This is a genomic window from Ruegeria sp. AG1, from assembly GCF_056541705.1.
In genome coordinates this window covers 175393-191924 of record NZ_JBQFYU010000007.1, presented here as the reverse complement: position 1 = coordinate 191924, position 16532 = coordinate 175393, and the positions used below count along the sequence as shown (strand labels likewise).

13 protein-coding genes are annotated in these 16532 nt (G+C 59.4%); 4 read left to right on the top strand and 9 right to left on the bottom strand.

What is annotated here, in order from left to right; translation table 11 throughout:
* Window positions 1–40 precede the first annotated feature (40 nt).
* The 3 genes from der to ACR0B5_RS12655 are packed head-to-tail and all read right to left on the bottom strand — an operon-like array spanning window position 41 to window position 3589.
* Window positions 41–1504 (bottom strand): ribosome biogenesis GTPase Der, encoded by a 1464-nt coding sequence (der, locus tag ACR0B5_RS12665; protein ID WP_480540853.1) that lies wholly within the window; start codon window positions 1502–1504, stop codon window positions 41–43.
* A gap of 48 nt (window positions 1505–1552) precedes the next feature.
* A complete protein-coding gene (locus tag ACR0B5_RS12660) occupies window positions 1553–2875 on the bottom strand; it encodes a PQQ-like beta-propeller repeat protein (protein WP_480540851.1) in 1323 nt (440 codons plus the stop codon).
* A gap of 42 nt (window positions 2876–2917) precedes the next feature.
* A complete protein-coding gene (locus tag ACR0B5_RS12655) occupies window positions 2918–3589 on the bottom strand; it encodes a hypothetical protein (RefSeq protein WP_170466010.1) in 672 nt (223 codons plus the stop codon).
* 225 nt (window positions 3590–3814) lie between these two features.
* On the opposite strand from ACR0B5_RS12655, the gene ACR0B5_RS12650 reads away from it, so the two are divergent.
* Together ACR0B5_RS12650 and ACR0B5_RS12645 are read left to right on the top strand one after the other, a co-directional pair.
* A complete protein-coding gene (locus tag ACR0B5_RS12650) occupies window positions 3815–5047 on the top strand; it encodes an efflux RND transporter periplasmic adaptor subunit (RefSeq protein ID WP_170660198.1) in 1233 nt (410 codons plus the stop codon).
* On the top strand, window positions 5044–8835 hold the full coding sequence (locus ACR0B5_RS12645) for an efflux RND transporter permease subunit (protein WP_480540849.1): 3792 nt from the start codon (window positions 5044–5046) through the stop codon (window positions 8833–8835). The genes ACR0B5_RS12650 and ACR0B5_RS12645 overlap by 4 nt, the downstream gene beginning before the upstream one ends.
* A gap of 54 nt (window positions 8836–8889) precedes the next feature.
* Here ACR0B5_RS12645 and ACR0B5_RS12640 read toward each other — a convergent pair whose 3' ends face one another.
* From ACR0B5_RS12640 to ACR0B5_RS12630, 3 genes are all read right to left on the bottom strand, one after another.
* Window positions 8890–9213 carry a hypothetical protein gene (locus ACR0B5_RS12640; protein WP_170766967.1) on the bottom strand — a complete coding sequence of 108 codons (324 nt, stop codon included), beginning with the start codon at window positions 9211–9213 and terminating at the stop codon, window positions 8890–8892.
* Between the two features lie 98 nt (window positions 9214–9311).
* The gene (locus tag ACR0B5_RS12635; RefSeq protein WP_480540847.1) at window positions 9312–11117 is read right to left on the bottom strand and encodes an ABCB family ABC transporter ATP-binding protein/permease; all 1806 of its coding nucleotides are present in this window, start codon (window positions 11115–11117) and stop codon (window positions 9312–9314) included.
* A 77-nt stretch (window positions 11118–11194) separates the two neighbouring features.
* Complete coding sequence (locus tag ACR0B5_RS12630) at window positions 11195–12679, bottom strand: LysM peptidoglycan-binding domain-containing protein (protein WP_480540845.1); 1485 nt, start codon at window positions 12677–12679, stop codon at window positions 11195–11197.
* 126 nt (window positions 12680–12805) lie between these two features.
* Between ACR0B5_RS12630 and ACR0B5_RS12625 the strand changes: the two genes are divergently transcribed.
* Complete coding sequence (locus ACR0B5_RS12625) at window positions 12806–13345, top strand: LOG family protein (RefSeq protein WP_480540843.1); 540 nt, start codon at window positions 12806–12808, stop codon at window positions 13343–13345.
* A gap of 36 nt (window positions 13346–13381) precedes the next feature.
* On the opposite strand, the gene ACR0B5_RS12620 is transcribed toward ACR0B5_RS12625, so the two are convergent.
* The 3 genes from ACR0B5_RS12620 to ACR0B5_RS12610 all read right to left on the bottom strand — a co-directional run bounded on the left by ACR0B5_RS12620 (window position 13382) and on the right by ACR0B5_RS12610 (window position 15645).
* Window positions 13382–13840, bottom strand: coding sequence for a baeRF12 domain-containing protein (locus tag ACR0B5_RS12620; protein ID WP_480540841.1), 459 nt, complete (start codon window positions 13838–13840; stop codon window positions 13382–13384).
* A 234-nt stretch (window positions 13841–14074) separates the two neighbouring features.
* On the bottom strand, window positions 14075–14860 hold the full coding sequence (locus tag ACR0B5_RS12615; RefSeq protein WP_480540839.1) for an ABC transporter permease subunit: 786 nt from the start codon (window positions 14858–14860) through the stop codon (window positions 14075–14077).
* A 185-nt stretch (window positions 14861–15045) separates the two neighbouring features.
* Window positions 15046–15645: a superoxide dismutase gene (locus tag ACR0B5_RS12610; protein WP_170374091.1), complete on the bottom strand. Its 600-nt coding sequence runs from the start codon at window positions 15643–15645 to the stop codon at window positions 15046–15048.
* Window positions 15646–15745: 100 nt separating this feature from the next.
* Here ACR0B5_RS12610 and ACR0B5_RS12605 point away from each other — a divergent pair, with 100 nt between their 5' ends.
* Window positions 15746–16507: an FkbM family methyltransferase gene (locus ACR0B5_RS12605; protein ID WP_480540837.1), complete on the top strand. Its 762-nt coding sequence runs from the start codon at window positions 15746–15748 to the stop codon at window positions 16505–16507.
* Window positions 16508–16532: the final 25 nt, after the last annotated feature.

Genomic DNA, 16532 nt, shown 5'->3' with positions numbered 1-16532 from the left:
TGTCACGCCCTTGCGCTGAAAATGCTGGAAATTGGCGCAGTTACGCGCGTCCCTTGAGGTGTTTGGCTAAGGCACCGGCGTTTTTCTTGCGCCGCCCTTTATAAGGGTTCTTGTCACCTTGCCCGCGCAGCGTAAGACGGATCGGCGTACCGGGCATGTCAAAATCCTCACGCAGACCGTTGACCAGGTAGCGGGTATAGCTGGCCGGCATCTTGTCGGGATGCGAGCACATCACGACAAAGCCCGGCGGCCGTGTTTTTGCCTGGGTCATATAGCGCAGCTTGATGCGGCGGCCTTGCGGGGCTGGCGGCGGGTGCTGCTCAAGCATGGCGGTTAGCCAGCGGTTCAGCGCGGCGGTGGGCACTCGGCGGTTCCAGATGTTATGCGCACGCAGAATGGCGGCGCGCAAACGCTCCAGCCCCCTACCCGTTTTGGCCGACACGGTGATCAGCGGCGCGCCCCGCAGTTGCGGCAGCAGCCGGTCGAAGGACTCTTTGAGTTCGCGCAGCTTCTCCTGCTTGTTTTCCTCAACGTCCCATTTGTTGACGGCGACAACGACCGCACGGCCTTCCCGCTCGGCCAGATCGGCGATGCGCAGGTCTTGTTGCTCGAACGGAATGGCCGCATCCAGTAGGACGACAACCACTTCGGCGAATTTCACCGCACGCAGACCGTCCGAGACCGAGAGCTTTTCGAGCTTTTCTTGAACCTTGGCCTTTTTGCGCATGCCCGCAGTGTCGAAAATCCGCATCGGAGTGCTTTCACCATCCGGATCGGCCCAATCGACCCGAAGACTGATCGCGTCACGGGTGATCCCGGCTTCGGGACCGGTCAGAAGGCGGTCCTCGCCCATGATCTTGTTGATCAGGGTGGATTTACCCGCGTTTGGTCGGCCCACAACGGCGACCTGCAATGGTTTGGCTGCGGTGATCAGAGGGGTTTCACCCTCTCCATCCTCGTCCAGCTCGATATCGACCACGGGGGCGTCGTCTTCGGCCTCTTCCTCGGCCGCATCTGCCAGAGGCATCAGCTGGGCGTAAAGGTCGGTCATACCCTCGCCATGCTCGCCGGACAGGCGGACGGGTTCGCCAAGGCCAAGGTTATAGGCTTCAAGAACACCGGCATCAGCAGCCGACCCTTCGGCTTTGTTGGCGGCCAAAATCACGTGTTTGGAGCGTTTGCGCAGGATCTCGGCGAACATCTCGTCGGTCGGTGTCAGACCGGTGCGCGCGTCTATCATGAACAGGCAGACATCGGCCATATCCACAGCGCGCTCGGTCAGGCGACGCATGCGGCCCTGAAGGCTATCATCGGTCGCGTCCTCAAGACCCGCCGTGTCGATCACAGTGAACCGAAGATCGCCCAGCCGTCCTTCACCCTCGCGCAGGTCGCGCGTCACGCCGGGCTGGTCGTCGACCAAGGCCAGACGTTTGCCCACAAGGCGGTTGAACAATGTGGATTTGCCCACGTTCGGGCGGCCCACGATGGCGAGGGTCAGCGACATGATACTCAACTTTCAAGACTCAGACGCGCCCTTTAGCGCATCTTTTGGTCAACGGAAAGCGTGTAGATCACCTTTGGTCGACACGACATACAGTGTTTGTCCGGCGACGACAGGCGCGGTGGTCGCGCCTCCGGGAACTTCGACCTGATGCACAAGCGCCCCGTTCACCGGGTTGAAGAACCGCAGGAACCCGTCATTCGAGGCGATCACAATGCGCCCTCCGGCCAAGATCGGGCCATAATGGGCCACGATCGGACCGCGACGGTTTGGTTTGTCTTTGACAAAGCCCGGTAGGTCCTGCGCCCAGATCACCGAACCATCGGCGCTGTTTAAGCGGACCAGCTGGCTGCGATCGCTGATCAGGAAAATACTGTTGCCTGCGGGCCAGACAGTATCGACCGCGCCTTCATCTGCAGTCCAGCGACGCTCACCTGTTCCCGCGTCAAACGCAACGGTACGGCCAGAGTGGTTACCGATGAAGATGGTGTCGCCCACTACCATTGGGCTACCTGTCACGTCGACGATCCGCGCAGTCGCGCGTCCACGGCGGCCCCCCGCCACCGAGGCATTCCAACGGCTGATCCCGCCCCGTTTGAATGTTGCGGCGATATCACCCGAACCAAAGGCAAAGACAGCTAGGTCGGAGGTCACAACCGGCGCAGGTGCGCCCAGAACGTTGCCAACGCTAGGGGTGCCTTCGATCTGCCATTGAATGCGACCATCCTTGGTGTCGACGGTCCAACCGGTTTCATCCCCAGCGACGAGATACAGCAGTCCGTTACTCACCAAAGGCGCGCCGCTGCCGGTTGCGTTCAGGCGTTTCTGCCACCGGATTGCTCCGGTCTTTGCATCCAACGCCGTCAGACGGCCAAAACCCGAGGAGACATAGAGAATGCCCCCCGAATAGGCCATTCCACCGCCCGTGGCATCCGCGTCTCCGTCGGTTGCTGGAATCAGATTGGTGCTCCAGGCGACCTGTCCCTGCGGTGTCACCGCCGAAACCGTCGCCCCTGCGTCAAGCGTATAGACCAGCCCCCCCGCAACAACTGGGTCGGCCGTAATCCGTTGCTTACGGGAATCGCCATCCCCGATAGAGGCCGACCAAATACGTTGAGGTGTCGCACGGAGCGAAGCATTGGACGTCCGGAAGGCCGGCGTGCCGGGGCTTTGAGGCCAGCTTGCATTTGCGCTCTGCGATGGCAGGCTAATGGGTTGCGAACCGCTTTTGGCAACCGTTTCAAGGTCTGAGGCAGGTCGGATATCCTCGCGCACGCCCGGCAAAATCTGTTCGGGTTCTTCACAAGCGGCCAGAGCGGTCAGGGCGAGCGCCACAATCGGCAGTCCCACGCGAGAGAAAAGTCTTGTTACCATTTTAATCCGAACTCGCCTGTCATTAACCTGTGTTCCGCCCGATCAGCCCTGCTGAGCGACCAATGGCTCGGGCTCAGCGCCCAGTGCAACAATCAATTGCGCCGCGCGTTGTTGCAGATCCACGCTGACCTCTGCGTCCTGACGCAGCGCTTGCAACCGTTCCAACGCGGCATCCGTATCACCCTCGGCGATGTCTATCAGGGCCAGTTGCTCTTGAGCCAGAAGGCGCAGCGGGGCGCCGGGTGCGGCCAAAGCCTCGAACTGTTGTCGCCGATCTGCAGCGGGCATTGTGTCGGATTGAAGCAGCAGTGCCTTGAAGCTTGCAATGGCACGATAAATCTCGGGCAGATCGCCCTGAACGGCCACAGCATTCAGACTGTCGACTGCATCCTGCCGGGAATCAGCATCGAGCTGTGAAGCCGACAGAAGCATGTTGCGCACAGCCTCACCACCCGGCGTCAGTACGTCCACCTGCTCAAGGCCAGCGACGCGTGCAGCCGTATCGTTTTCCGCCAGCGCGGCCAGAATGTCATCGCCCAGCTTCTGAGCCTGCGACGTGTCCCGCGCCTTGCGGTATTCGTTGAAGGCGGCCCCACCGACGATCAGCACGACGGCAACAACACCGACCCAGCCCCAACGCCGCAAAAGCAGATACAGCCGGTCGCGGCGCACCTCTTCTGTGACCTCATCAATGAAACTGTCGGTATCGCTCATACCTGCCCCCGGGCTGTGTATCCTGTCTTGGTGGGCCATGTCATACCCCGGCACCACGGCCAAGCCAAGGGTCGGATTTTGCACAATTCCGCTGACTGCATGCGCCCTTGCGAAAAAAAATAAACCGAACTAATCAGTTTAGCGTAGAAAATACACAAGCCGACGCCCATCTTTCACTATACTACCCCGGTCTAAGCCGGCGAATTTTTTAAGGAGACCAGCTTTATGCGTCTGATTTCATTCATCAATGCCGCCTTGGTGATTGTCGCGCTGTATTTCCTTGTTTTTGAGCGTGACGCGCTGTTCGCCTTTGCAGGCAGAGGTGACGTAGAGGAAAGCACCCCATCAGAGACCGAAGAGGCGGTGGTTTCGCTAGCCAATGAAAATGCTGTGCGCGTGGTCGCCCTGCGCTCGGTCGCGCGCGAGATTGACAGCGCCGTCCTGCTGCGCGGCCAAACAAAAGCCAACCGTCAGGTCGAAGTGCTGGCCGAGACGACCTCGACCGTGATCTCAGAACCTATGCGCCGCGGTGCTTTTGTTGAGGCGGGCGATCTGCTGTGTGAGCTTGATCCCGGCACCCGCCCCGCCAGCCTGGCCGAAGCGAAGGCAGGCAAGCTTGAGGCCGAAAGCCGCATCCCCGAGGCCGAGGCGCGTCTGGAAGAAGCACATGCCCTTGTGGCCGAGGCTGATATCAACCTGAAAGCGGCCCGCAAACTGTCAGAGACGGGCTTTGGCTCGGAAACCCGCCGCGTCTCCTCCGAGGCCGCGATGAGCAGCGCCGAGGCAGGTATCAAATCGGCTGAAGCCGGGCTGGAAGCCACCCGCGCCGGCATCGAATCCGCCGCTGCCGAGGTTGAAGCCGCCCAACGTGAAATGGATCGGCTGACGATCGAAGCTCCTTTTCAAGGCCTGCTGGAAAGCGACACCGCTGAATTGGGCAGCTTAATGCAGCCGGGGACGCTCTGCGCCACGATCATCCAGCTGGACCCGATCAAGCTTGTTGGATTCGTGCCCGAGACCGAAGTTAACCGCGTTCAGGTCGGGGCGCTGGCCTCGGCCCAACTGGTCACCGGTCGTCAGGTCGAAGGCCGCGTGACCTTCCTCAGCCGTTCGGCAGATGAGACGACCCGCACCTTTGAGGTCGAGATCACCGTGCCGAACGAAGACCTGACTATTCGCGATGGCCAGACAGCGACAATCCGTATCTCGGCCGAAGGGGCCAAGGCGCATCTGCTGCCGCAATCAGCACTGACCCTCAGCAATGAAGGGCAATTGGGCGTACGCACCGTCGGCGCGGGCGATGTGGTCGATTTCATGCCGGTCCGCGTATTGCGTGACACGGCTGAAGGCGTCTGGATCGACGGTCTGCCCGAAACCACGGACATCATTGTGGTCGGGCAGGAGTTCGTCGTCAAAGGCGTCACCGTGAACCCGACCTATCAGGAGGTCACGCAATGACGGGTATCGTCAGCTGGGCCGCCGACCGGGCCCGCATGGTTCTGGCTTTTATCCTGATCTCGCTGGTCATCGGTGGGTTCGCCTATGTAAACCTGCCGAAAGAGGGCGAGCCAGATATCGAGGTCCCTGCCCTGTTCGTATCGGTCGTCTTCCCTGGAATCTCGGCCGAGGATTCCGAGAACCTGCTAGTCAAACCGATGGAGACCGAGCTGGCAGATTTGGATGGTCTGAAAGAGATGACCGCCACTGCCGCCGAAGGCTATGCAGGCCTGTTTCTTGAGTTCGAATTCGGCTGGGACAAGACCGCGATCACCGCCGATGTCCGCGACGCGATGAACAGCGCGCAGGCCGAGTTCCCGGACGGGGCCGAGCAATACTCGCTGAGTGAGCTGAACTTCTCCGAATTCCCCATCGTCATCGTCAACCTGACCGGCGCGGTGCCCGAACGGACCATGGCGCGCATCGCCAAGGATCTGCAGGACGACATTGAGGCACTTGATTCCGTGCTTGAAGCCGGTATCGCAGGCAACCGGGATGAACTGCTTGAGGTCATCATCGACCCTCTGCGCCTTGAGGCCTACAACGTCACCGCGAATGAGCTGATCACGGTTGTGCAAAACAACAACCAGTTGATTGCAGCCGGCGAAGTGGACAGTGCGCAAGGTGCCTTTTCGGTCAAAATCCCATCGTCCTTCAAAACCGCGCAGGACGTTTACGGCCTGCCAATCAAGGTCAACGGCGACCGGGTCGTCACTCTGGGTGAGCTGGCCGAAATCAACTACACGTTTGAGGACCGCGAGGGCACGGCCCGGTTCGACAATGTGCCGACCGTCGCGCTTCAGGTGGTCAAACGCAAGGGCTTCAACCTGATCGACACGGTCGAGCAGGTCAAAGCGACAATCGCCGAAGCGCAAACCAAATGGCCCGCTGAATTGCAGGCGGCGGTGGACGTGGGCACCTCGAACGACCAAAGCCGGATCGTAGGGTCCATGGTCAGCCAGTTGGAGGGCTCGGTTCTTACCGCGATTGCGCTGGTGATGATCGTGGTCCTGGCCTCGCTGGGGTCGCGGGCAGCACTGTTGGTGGGCTTTGCGATTCCGACCTCGTTCCTGCTGTGCTTTGCCTTTCTTGCGGTCATGGGGGTTAGTATTTCGAACATCGTGATGTTCGGTCTGATCTTGGCCGTTGGTATGCTGGTGGATGGCGCGATCGTTGTGGTCGAATACGCCGACAAACGCATCAAAGAGGGGGTCGGCCCGATGCATGCCTATGTCGAGGCGGCGCAGCGCATGTTCTGGCCCATCGTCTCTTCCACGGCCACGACCCTCTGTGCCTTCCTGCCGATGCTGTTCTGGCCCGGTATTCCGGGTGAGTTCATGGGCATGCTTCCGGTCACGCTGATTTTTGTTCTCTCGGCCTCGCTGATCGTGGCGCTGATCTACCTGCCGGTTATGGGCGGTGTTTCGGGTCGTTTGAGCCGCATCTTCGACCGCGCCTCTGACTGGTTGCGCGGCCGAACGCCATGGTGGCTACGCGCCGTTCTGGTACCCCCGTCCTTCTATCTGGTCTTCCTGGGCGCCATGCAGGTGCTGAACCCCTCGTATTTGTTCGAGGGTGGTGGTTCGATCCTCGGGGCTGTACTGATGATCCTCGGAGCTTTCGCCGGATCGGTCACATTGGGTGCGGCCCGGATCGAGCGCAAACCCGCTACCAAGGTTCACACGGCCAAGGAACACACGCCCTTCGGCTATGTCATCAAGTTCCTCGTGGGCAATCCGGTGATGCCGATTGTCTCGATCGCCGCCGTTATCATGGCTGTGATGACAGTGATCTCGGTGTTCGGCGAAAACAACCGGGGGGTTGAGTTCTTCGTCGAAAGCGAGCCGGAACAGGCCACCGCCTATGTCCGCGCGCGCGGCAACCTTTCGTTGATGGAAAAAGACGCGATGGTGCTGGCCGCCGAACAGGTGATTGCCGCGCACCCGGCCGTGATCAACGTCTTCTCGTTTGCGGGCGAAGGCGGGCTGACCCAGAACAATGGCGGCGCGCAAGACCCGGCAGACACGGTTGGACGCGTCCAGTTCGAAATCATCCCATGGGAAGATCGCCCCAACGTCTCTGAACCCATTCTGGGCGGGCTATTCGACCGGCATTTCATCGCCCCCGAATATGATGGCGACTATGTTCTGGAAGAACTGAACACCCAATTGGCCGAGCTGCCCGGTTTCGAGGTCGAGATTCTGGCGCTGGAACAAGGCCCCGCCTCAGCCAAGCCCGTGCATCTGCGGATCAAGGGCGACGGGTGGGAGCCTCTGACCGCCGCTACTGTCGCCGCCCGAGAGGTTTTCGACACGACCCCCGGCCTGATCAAGATAGAAGACACCCTGCCCCTGCCTGGCATCGACTGGCAGATCGACGTTGACGTCGCCAAAGCAGGCCGATTTGGCGCCGATGTGGCCACCGTCGGGGCCATGGTACAGCTGGTCACACGCGGTATCCTTCTGGGCGAAATGCGCCCCGACACCACGGATGAAGAGATCGAGATCCGTGTCCGACTGCCCGAAGAGGACCGTGTTCTTTCAACGCTGGACACGCTGAAGGTGCGCACGGCGGACGGCCTTGTGCCTCTTTCCAACTTCGTCACCCGTCAGCCGGTCGCCAAACTGGCCGAAATCAACCGTGTTGATCAGGAACGCTACTATGACGTCAAAGCCGATGTCGAAGCTGGCCTGAGCAAAGCAGTGGTCGCTGGACCAGACGATGGTGAAAAACGTTTGGCCGTTCTGCGCGCGGTTGCGGATGGGGCTGAACCCTCCTCAACCGCGATCACTGCGCCCAATGGCAAGCAATACGATCTGGTGCAATTGACCGGGGCTGAGACAACCGAGGAGCTGCGCACCGCCGTTGAAAATGGTGAAGCCAGCATCGCGCCGATCAATCCCAACGAACGTATCGCCGTCCTGACTGAATGGCTGAACACCAACCCGTTCGACCCTTCGATCACATGGGAATGGACCGGTGATCAGGAAGAACAGGCCGAAAGCCAGGCCTTCCTGTCCAGCGCGTTTCTGGCGGCCCTCGGGCTGATGTTCGTGATCCTGCTGGCGCAGTTCAACAGCTTCTACAACTCTGTTCTGGTTTTGCTGGCGGTTGTACTGTCCACAACCGGCGTTCTGATCGGGATGCTGGTGATGGAGCAACCCTTCTCGATCATCATGACCGGTACAGGGATCGTCGCTCTGGCTGGGATTGTTGTGAACAACAACATCGTTCTGATCGACACCTATCAGGAATACAGCCGCTACATGCCGCGGATCGACGCGATTGTGCGTACGGCTGAGGCTCGGATTCGCCCCGTTTTGCTGACAACGCTGACCACAATGGCCGGTCTGACGCCAATGATGTTTGGCCTGTCGCTGGACTTCATCAATGGCGGCTACACGATCGACAGCCCCACAGCACTGTGGTGGAAACAGCTGGCCACCGCCGTTGTCTTTGGCCTCGGCATCGCCACCGTACTGACCCTGATCGTGACGCCATCGATGCTGGCCCTGCGGGTCTGGGTGACAACCTATGCCATCTGGCTGGGCAAACTTCTGGCGCGGGTCACAGCAGGCCGATCAAGCCAGATTGCGCAAGACATGGCCATCGGACAAAGCGCACGAGCCGCGCAAGCAACCGAGATCGTCTGGGACGAGCAGCCTGCGCCTCGGCCCGAGCAGGCTACAGGGACGGAAAAGGACCACCCGACCATCCCGCCTGGGTCACCGCTAAAAGCAGCCGAATAACCAACAAAAAATGGCGAGCCGATGGCCCGCCATTTTTGTTTCTTCAAACGTTTTCTATTCCGAGAATGCGTATTCGCCCAGATCGCACAGGTCCAGGTCGTAGTCCTCAACCGCGCTGCCGTCATCAAACACGCCGCGAATATCATAGACGCAGGTCACAAGCCCATCCGCGATCAACACATCGATCTCATAGTCTGGCGCGAGGTATCCTCCCTGCAGAAGGTTACCCTCCCAGCTGCCGGATGAGGCCGGGGAGACATTGAATTCGACCAGATCCGCACTGGTTTCATTGACCAGCATAAACTCCAGATCTTCGGCTGACGCGGCAGATGCTGCGAGCGTCAAACCGAGTGTCAAGGATGCGACGATTTTCTTCATTCTTTGCTCTTTCCTGTTCGATGGCAAAACCAAACCTGACGCGATAATGCGCTACTTGGGGTTTCAACCAGTGGACGAGTCGCGTCAAACAGAAATTCTCAGGCAGCCTGTGTGTCGGCCTGCTGGCGGCTCCACAATTGGGCGTAGCGACCTTCGCGCGCCAATAGCGCATCATGGGTGCCCTGCTCGATGATCTCACCGCTTTCCAGAACCACAATCTGGTCGGCCTCGGCAATCGTGCTCAGACGGTGCGCGATGGTGATCACGGTCCGCCCTTCTCCTGCACGGGCCAGAGCATCCTTGATCTCCTGCTCAGTATCGGTGTCGAGGGCCGAGGTAGCTTCATCCAGCAACAGAATAGGCGGGTTCTTGAGCAGCGTCCGAGCGATGCCGACACGCTGCTTTTCTCCGCCTGACAGCTTGAGCCCACGCTCACCCACCTTGGTGTCATACCCTTCGGGCAGAGACGCGATGAAATCATGGATTTGTGCTGCGCGCGCGGCCTCTTCCACATCGTCCTGCGTTGCGCCGTCACGGCCATAGGCAATGTTGTAGCGGATGGTGTCGTTGAACAGCACCGTGTCCTGCGGCACAACGCCAATGGCCGCATGCAGACTGGTCTGACGCACATCCCGTACGTCCTGACCATCAATTTTCAACGCCCCGCCAGTCACGTCGTAGAACCGGAACAACAAGCGCCCGATGGTGGATTTCCCGGACCCCGTCGCGCCCACAATCGCAACGGTCTGTCCAGCAGGCACCGACAGCGACACCCCTTTGAGGATCTCGCGCTCCGGGTCATAGCCGAAGCGCACATCCTGGAGGGTCACCTCGCCTCCATTGACCTTCAGGTCCGGGGCGTCCGGCTTGTCTTTCACTTCGGCGGGCTGCTCCAGCAGGTCGAACATCTGACCCATATCGACCAGCGCCTGCCGGATCTCGCGATACACGGTGCCCAGGAAGTTCAGCGGCACGGTGATCTGAATCATGTAGGCATTCACCATGACGAAATCACCAACGGTGAGCGTGCCGTTCTGGACCCCGATTGCCGCCAGGACCATCACCCCGATTAGGCCGCAGGTGATCAGGAAGGACTGCCCGAAATTCAGGAAGGCCAGCGAATAAGCGGTTTTCAAGGCCGCCCCTGCATAGGCTTTCATCGACACGTCATAGCGGTTCGCTTCACGCTGTTCGGCGTTGAAATACTTGACGGTTTCGAAATTCAGCAGGCTGTCGATGGCGCGTTGGTTCGCCTCGGTATCCTGATCGTTCATCTCGCGCCGAAGCTTCACGCGCCATTCGGTGACGGCAAAGGTGAACCAGATATAGAGCGCAATGGTGACGGCCACGACGACCAGATACCAGACATCGAACAACCACATCAGAATGATCGCGACAAGCAGCAGCTCCAGAACCAGCGGCCCGATGGAAAACAGCAGGAACCGAAGAAGGAACTCGACGCCCTTGACCCCACGCTCAATGATCCGGCTTAGGCCACCGGTCCGGCGTCCAACGTGATAGCGCATGGACAGTTGGTGGATATGCTGAAAAGTCTCTAACGCGAGCGCACGTAAGGCCCGTTGGCCAACGGGGGCAAAGGCTGCATCGCGCAATTGTTGAAAGCCCACGGTCATCATCCGGGCGACACCATAGGCCACAGTCAACCCAACAGCGCCAAGGGCCAGCGGGGGCACGCCCTCGCCCGCCAGACCGTCCACTGCGCCCTTGTATAGGATCGGCGTATAGACGGCGATCAGCTTGGCCAACACCAGCATCGCCATGGCAATCACAACGCGACGCTTCACCCATGGCTCATCATCAGGCCACATATAAGGCGCAACCTTGCGGATCGTCCGCCAGCCAGAACGGCGTTCGTCAATTCCGGCCAATTCGTCCGATGTCATGGGGGGCATACGTCGCATTACCTGCCTAGTGTGAAGTGCAATATGGACCCCGGCCCGAGAAAAGCCAGAGCCTGAGCTTATTCAGGAATGGTGAACACCTGCCCCGGGAAAATCAGGTCCGGGTCGCGGATCAGTTCGCGGTTAGCGTCGAACAGGCGGACATACAACACGCCGTCTCCGAAACGCTCACGCGAGATGGCCCACAGGGTGTCGCCCGCCTGAACCGTGACCGACCGTATCGGTGCAGGGGTTTCCTGCGGTTGTTCCGAGGTCTGCGCCTCTGCCGCCTGCAACACCTCGACGGGCTCACGTTTGAAAGGGGTTTCAACCCGGCTGAGGACTGTGCCGTCGGAATGCACCTCGTCCACTCGCAGGGTGTAAACGCCGGGGTCGATCCCCTCGAGGTCACCTCGCCAGTTTCCATTCTGTTGCGGGGTCACATCCGCCACCAGACGGTTGTTGAGGTATATCCGTACAGCCGACCCTTCTTTAAGACGGCCAGTCAGTTGCACTTCGCCGGTGTCTGAATAGCCGATTGTGTCCAGCTCAACCTGCTGGGGCGCGGAGTTCTCTTCGGACGGGGATTGCACCAACTCTACCCCATCCTCGCCTGAACGCAGGATGGCAACCTGTTGGCTTTCAGCAGGGGTTTCAGTTGCTTCTTCCGAGGTCGATTCAGCCTCAGTAACGGCCTCTTCTGTATCCGCACCAGTGTTCTGGGTTTCGGAACCGGTATCTGCAATTTCTGTACTGGTGTTCTCGGCTTCCGTACCCGCGTCTGGAGTTTCCGTGCCGGCGTCCTCGGCTTCCGTACCCGCGTCTGCAGTTTCCGTACCGGCGTCCGCGGCTTCGGTACCCGCGTCTGCGGTTTCCGTCGACTGCTCGGGCTCAACATTTGCCACAGTCGTATCTTCCGCCTCAGGCTCGGGATCTTCAGCAACTTCCGGTTCCGAGGACGTTTCCTCAACCGTTGGCGCTGGCTCCTCGGGGGCGGGTTCTGGCAGGGCTGCAATCAGATAGTCGTCGGATCGAACGGTTTCATCCCCATCCGTTGATTGCAGAACGAGGCCGCGTGGATCATCACTGAACGGGACCGCAACAAATTCGGCGAACTGGCCCGTCTCATCGACGGAAAACTGATGCACAACCTCACCGTTCAGCACCACGTCAATGTCGCTGCCCGGCTCTGCCTCACCCGACAGCAACGCGCTGCCGTCCGGCGAAACGAAAATCTGATCCAAAGCCGGAGGAGCCGTGGGAGCGGCTTCAACCGCGACCTCTTCGGGCCGGGCTTCGGGGTCTTCTGCGGCGGGTTCTTCAGCCTCGGCCTCGGTGACAGCCTCCTTTGGCGCGGGTGCGGGGTCCTGCGAGGCCTCTTCTTCGGGCGCAACCTCAGGCACAGGAGTTTCCTCTGCAACCTCAACCTGTTCCTGCACAGGTTCCGAGCCGCTTGAAAACACGCCGGACAAATACAGACCACCGGCCGCAAGAATTGCCACAAGGCCGACAAGCAGCCCCCAGATGAAGCTGCCCGAGCTTCCGCTTCCCGATGTGCCGTTCATTCTTTCCCTTTCATTCCGCCGCGAAACTAATGTGAGTGACTCGTGTTCCGGCGGACAGTTGAGCCAACCTATCAATCTCGCTATCAGGGGTCAAAACGTCTGAAACAAGCCCGGAGCGCACCTGTCATGTCCCAGAAATCCGTCTGTGTGTATTGCGGGTCACGCAATGGAACCAATCCCGCCTATTCTGACGCCGCCAAACAGTTGGGAGCCGCGCTGGCGAAGGAGGGCTGGCGGCTGGTTTACGGGGCCGGAGATGTGGGTCTGATGGGGGAAGTTGCGCGCGCCACGCAATCTGCCGGAGGCGAGACCTTCGGTGTTATCCCAGTGCATCTGGTCCAGCGCGAGGTCGGCAAAAGCGACCTGACGCATTACGTGATCACTGAGACGATGCACGAGCGCAAGAAAGTCATGATCATGAATGCGGATGCCGTCGTGGTGCTGCCCGGAGGGCCGGGATCACTGGATGAGTTGTTCGAGGCCCTGACATGGCGGCAGTTGGGCTTGCATGAAAAGCCGATTGTGGTGGTAAATGTGGGGGGCTACTGGGATAAGCTCCGCGCCCTTCTGGAACAGGTGATCGAACAGGGCTTTGCCGATCAATCTCTTTCAAGTTTCGTGACTTGGGTCGAGGATGCCGACGCGGCCATCGCCGCTTTGCGGTAGGCAAATATGTGGGCGGCCGAAGCCGCCCGTTTTCATTCACGCCAGACGTGGCGCAGGGCGAAGGCGCTGTTTCAGCACCTGTTCGACCTTGTGAAGCGGATGGTTGGTCAGGGTTTTGTCTACCTCGGCCACGACTTTGGCCAGCACCTCACTATGCAGCCTGCGCCGAAGCAGGCCCAGAACATGCGGGCTGGCTACCAAAACAAGCCTTTGGAATTTGCCTTTCAGCCCTTTGCGGTTCAGAAGATTGGCAAGGTCCTGCACGAACAGCGATTTCGCATGGGATTTCCAGTCTGGTTCCTCAACTGCTGATTTCTGGTTCGGTCCCGGATCAGACCGTCGACCGGCCCTGTCAGTGGGGCGGTCTTGGGCCTCTTGCCCCTCAACCGAAACGACAACCAGATTGGGGTCTTCGGCATCGGTGATGTTCTCGACGAACAGCGCCTTTTCCCCATCCGCGATAACAACCCAGGTTCCCTGTTCAAGTGCAGCCATTATGCTCTCCCGTAGTGGTTTCCATGGCTATCCCTCATGTATTGGGCACAAGTTCTTTGTGTCGCGGCCATAGCGTTCCGGCGCGTTGTTTGCCTGTGCTTCCAATGAGTGCGGTTCTCTCCCTCCGCTCTATTTACTTAAGCGCTGGCAGACCCGGTACAATCCCGTCTCATACCGAAACTTGACCTATCGGCAAGTTTTCACCTGCGCTTCATGTTTGAGCAGATTGCGGACCTAGTGGATGCCTGCGGTCAGACCACGCATCAACCATCGCTGCAGCCCAATCACGACAACAGCCGGCGGCAGCAGCGCCAAAAGGGCCAGAACCATACCCGCCGTGCCGCCAAAGCCTGAATAGGCCATGCCGCGCACCAAGGTGTCATGGTCCTGACTGGTGGTGGTGATCATGATCGGCCAGACATACTGGTTCCACCCCAGCACAAACAGGATCGCGAATACAGCCGCGATCATCGGCAGAGACAGTGGGACAACGATATCAAACAGTACACGCAGCGGTCCGGCGCCGTCCATCTGGGCAGCCTCCATCACCTCATTGGGGATCTGGCGCATGTATTGGCGGAACACCAGCACGCCCAGCCCGCTGGCCGTAATCGGCAGGATCATCCCCGCGTAGGAATTGAGCAGCCCAAGATCACTGGCGACGGCGAAGGTCGGCAAGATCCGGGTCTCGATCGGAAAGAACATCGCGATCAGGATCACGCTGTAGATCAACCCGCTGCAGGGCAGTCGGAAGAACACCAGCGCATAGGCGGCCATCATCGACATCACGCTTTTCAAGATGGCAACGCCAAGGGCCAGTACCAGCGAATTCCACATCATCGCCCCTGCCCCAATGCCAGCGCTGCTGAGGCCACCATGCCAGACCCGCTGAACCAAGGCCCATAACTCGCGCACATCAAGGGCTGTGAGCAACTGCCAAAGCAGCAGGCAGACCGGCCCGCACATCAAGGCAACGCCCGCCAGAAGAATCGCGTGATCGAAGAGGTGGTTTCCACGCAAGCTTGAGGTCCAATCGTCAAAATGGCGGTTTGCCAGTTGGTTACAGCAGGACTGTCACGGTTGAGGCGGTCCCGCAAGGTTTGCTGCGCGGATTAACCAACCGCGCCACATAAAAACTATGCCAATGAAAAAGGCCTGCCAGCGTCTCCGCCAGCAGGCCCTTGTGCCCAAACGGGACTCTCAGATCACATGCGCGATGCGACGTTTTCCCAGTTCACCAGGTTGTCGAGGAAGTTCGACAGGTAAGCCGGACGCTTGTTGCGGAAGTCGATGTAGTAGGAATGCTCCCACACGTCGCAACCCAGCAGAGCGGTCTGACCAAAGCACAGCGGGTTCACGCCGTTTTCGGTTTTGGTCACGGCCAGCGAGCCGTCTGCGTTTTTGACCAGCCACGCCCAACCCGAGCCGAACTGACCAGCGCCAGCCGCGCTGAACTGCGACTTGAACTCGTCAACCGAGCCGAAGCTTTCGGTCAGCGCTTTTTCAAGCTCACCAGGCATCGCGCTTTCGCCGGGGCCCATCATCTCCCAGAACTGGTTGTGGTTCCACAGCTGGCTGATGTTGTTGAAGATACCGTTCTGCGCGACGGCGTTTGCGTCATAGGTCCCTACGATGATCTCTTCCAGCGACTTGCCGTCCCACTCGGTGCCGGCGATCAGCTTGTTGCCGTTGTCGACATAGGCTTTGTGGTGCAGGTCGTGGTGATATTCCAGCGTTTCGGCGGACATGCCCTTGGCTGCCAGCGCGTCATGTGCATAAGGAAGATCAGGAAGTTCAAAAGCCATGTCGGCCCCCTGTAAAATAAAAGTTGCGGTTCCCAACGGTTAAATGCTTTGGCAACCGCCGCAGGTCAAGGGGCGAGACAATAAAACCCGGAGGTCCGCGATGCTGACACAGGCGCGCAAGATGTTTTACCGCGCCCGCGGATACTATGCAGGGAACATGAATGGTCAGGCGTTCCGACTGGATCCCTACCATTCAAAATTCTGGCGCAAAGCCTCGGCCGGAGATTGGGAGCCTGAGACCTTCGCCGTTCTCGATCAGTTCCTGTCCCCGGAAAACGACTATCTGGATATTGGCGCATGGATAGGGCCGACTGTCCTTTACGGTGCGCGCAAAGCCCGCCATGTGTATTGTTTTGAACCCGATCCGACCGCGTTTCGTCATCTGGCCTGGAATCTGGACCTGAACGATATCCGCAATGTCTCGGCCTTCGGGGTCGCTCTGTCGGATCAGTTCGGAGTGGCCCGCATGGCCTCAACCCGAGGAGAGCCAGGCGATTCCACCAGTTCCCTTTTACATGACGCGGCGCATGGAACGGATGCTTTGACAATCGCATGGGAGCAGTTCCAGGCTGTCCAGGATTTAAGCCAGGTCTCGCTGGTGAAAATGGATATCGAAGGAGCCGAGTTCTTTGTTCTGCCCACGCTTGTGGACTGGCTGAAACAGAAACGTCCCGCCCTGTTTCTGTCCCTTCATGCGCCGCTTCTGGAAGAGGCAGACCGACGCTCCCGTATGAAAAGCCTGCTAGAAAGCCTAAGGTTCTATAACCATGTGTTCGACGAAAACGGGCAGCAGGTGACGGCGCAGGCGCTATTGGAACCCACGGCGCTCAATCGCTATCAAACGATCCTTTTGCATGATTGAAGCAGTCGCTGTTAGAGCCTCTGAT

What these genes read in the sequence shown, in the direction of transcription:
- der (WP_480540853.1), bottom strand. Translation starts at nt 1,504, where the DNA reads ATGTCGCTGACCCTCGCCATCGTGGGCCGCCCGAACGTGGGCAAATCC.
- ACR0B5_RS12660 (WP_480540851.1), bottom strand. Translation starts at nt 2,875, where the DNA reads ATGGTAACAAGACTTTTCTCTCGCGTGGGACTGCCGATTGTGGCGCTC.
- ACR0B5_RS12655 (WP_170466010.1), bottom strand. Translation starts at nt 3,589, where the DNA reads ATGAGCGATACCGACAGTTTCATTGATGAGGTCACAGAAGAGGTGCGC.
- ACR0B5_RS12650 (WP_170660198.1), top strand. Translation starts at nt 3,815, where the DNA reads ATGCGTCTGATTTCATTCATCAATGCCGCCTTGGTGATTGTCGCGCTG.
- ACR0B5_RS12645 (WP_480540849.1), top strand. Translation starts at nt 5,044, where the DNA reads ATGACGGGTATCGTCAGCTGGGCCGCCGACCGGGCCCGCATGGTTCTG.
- ACR0B5_RS12640 (WP_170766967.1), bottom strand. Translation starts at nt 9,213, where the DNA reads ATGAAGAAAATCGTCGCATCCTTGACACTCGGTTTGACGCTCGCAGCA.
- ACR0B5_RS12635 (WP_480540847.1), bottom strand. Translation starts at nt 11,117, where the DNA reads ATGACATCGGACGAATTGGCCGGAATTGACGAACGCCGTTCTGGCTGG.
- ACR0B5_RS12630 (WP_480540845.1), bottom strand. Translation starts at nt 12,679, where the DNA reads ATGAACGGCACATCGGGAAGCGGAAGCTCGGGCAGCTTCATCTGGGGG.
- ACR0B5_RS12625 (WP_480540843.1), top strand. Translation starts at nt 12,806, where the DNA reads ATGTCCCAGAAATCCGTCTGTGTGTATTGCGGGTCACGCAATGGAACC.
- ACR0B5_RS12620 (WP_480540841.1), bottom strand. Translation starts at nt 13,840, where the DNA reads ATGGCTGCACTTGAACAGGGAACCTGGGTTGTTATCGCGGATGGGGAA.
- ACR0B5_RS12610 (WP_170374091.1), bottom strand. Translation starts at nt 15,645, where the DNA reads ATGGCTTTTGAACTTCCTGATCTTCCTTATGCACATGACGCGCTGGCA.
- ACR0B5_RS12605 (WP_480540837.1), top strand. Translation starts at nt 15,746, where the DNA reads ATGCTGACACAGGCGCGCAAGATGTTTTACCGCGCCCGCGGATACTAT.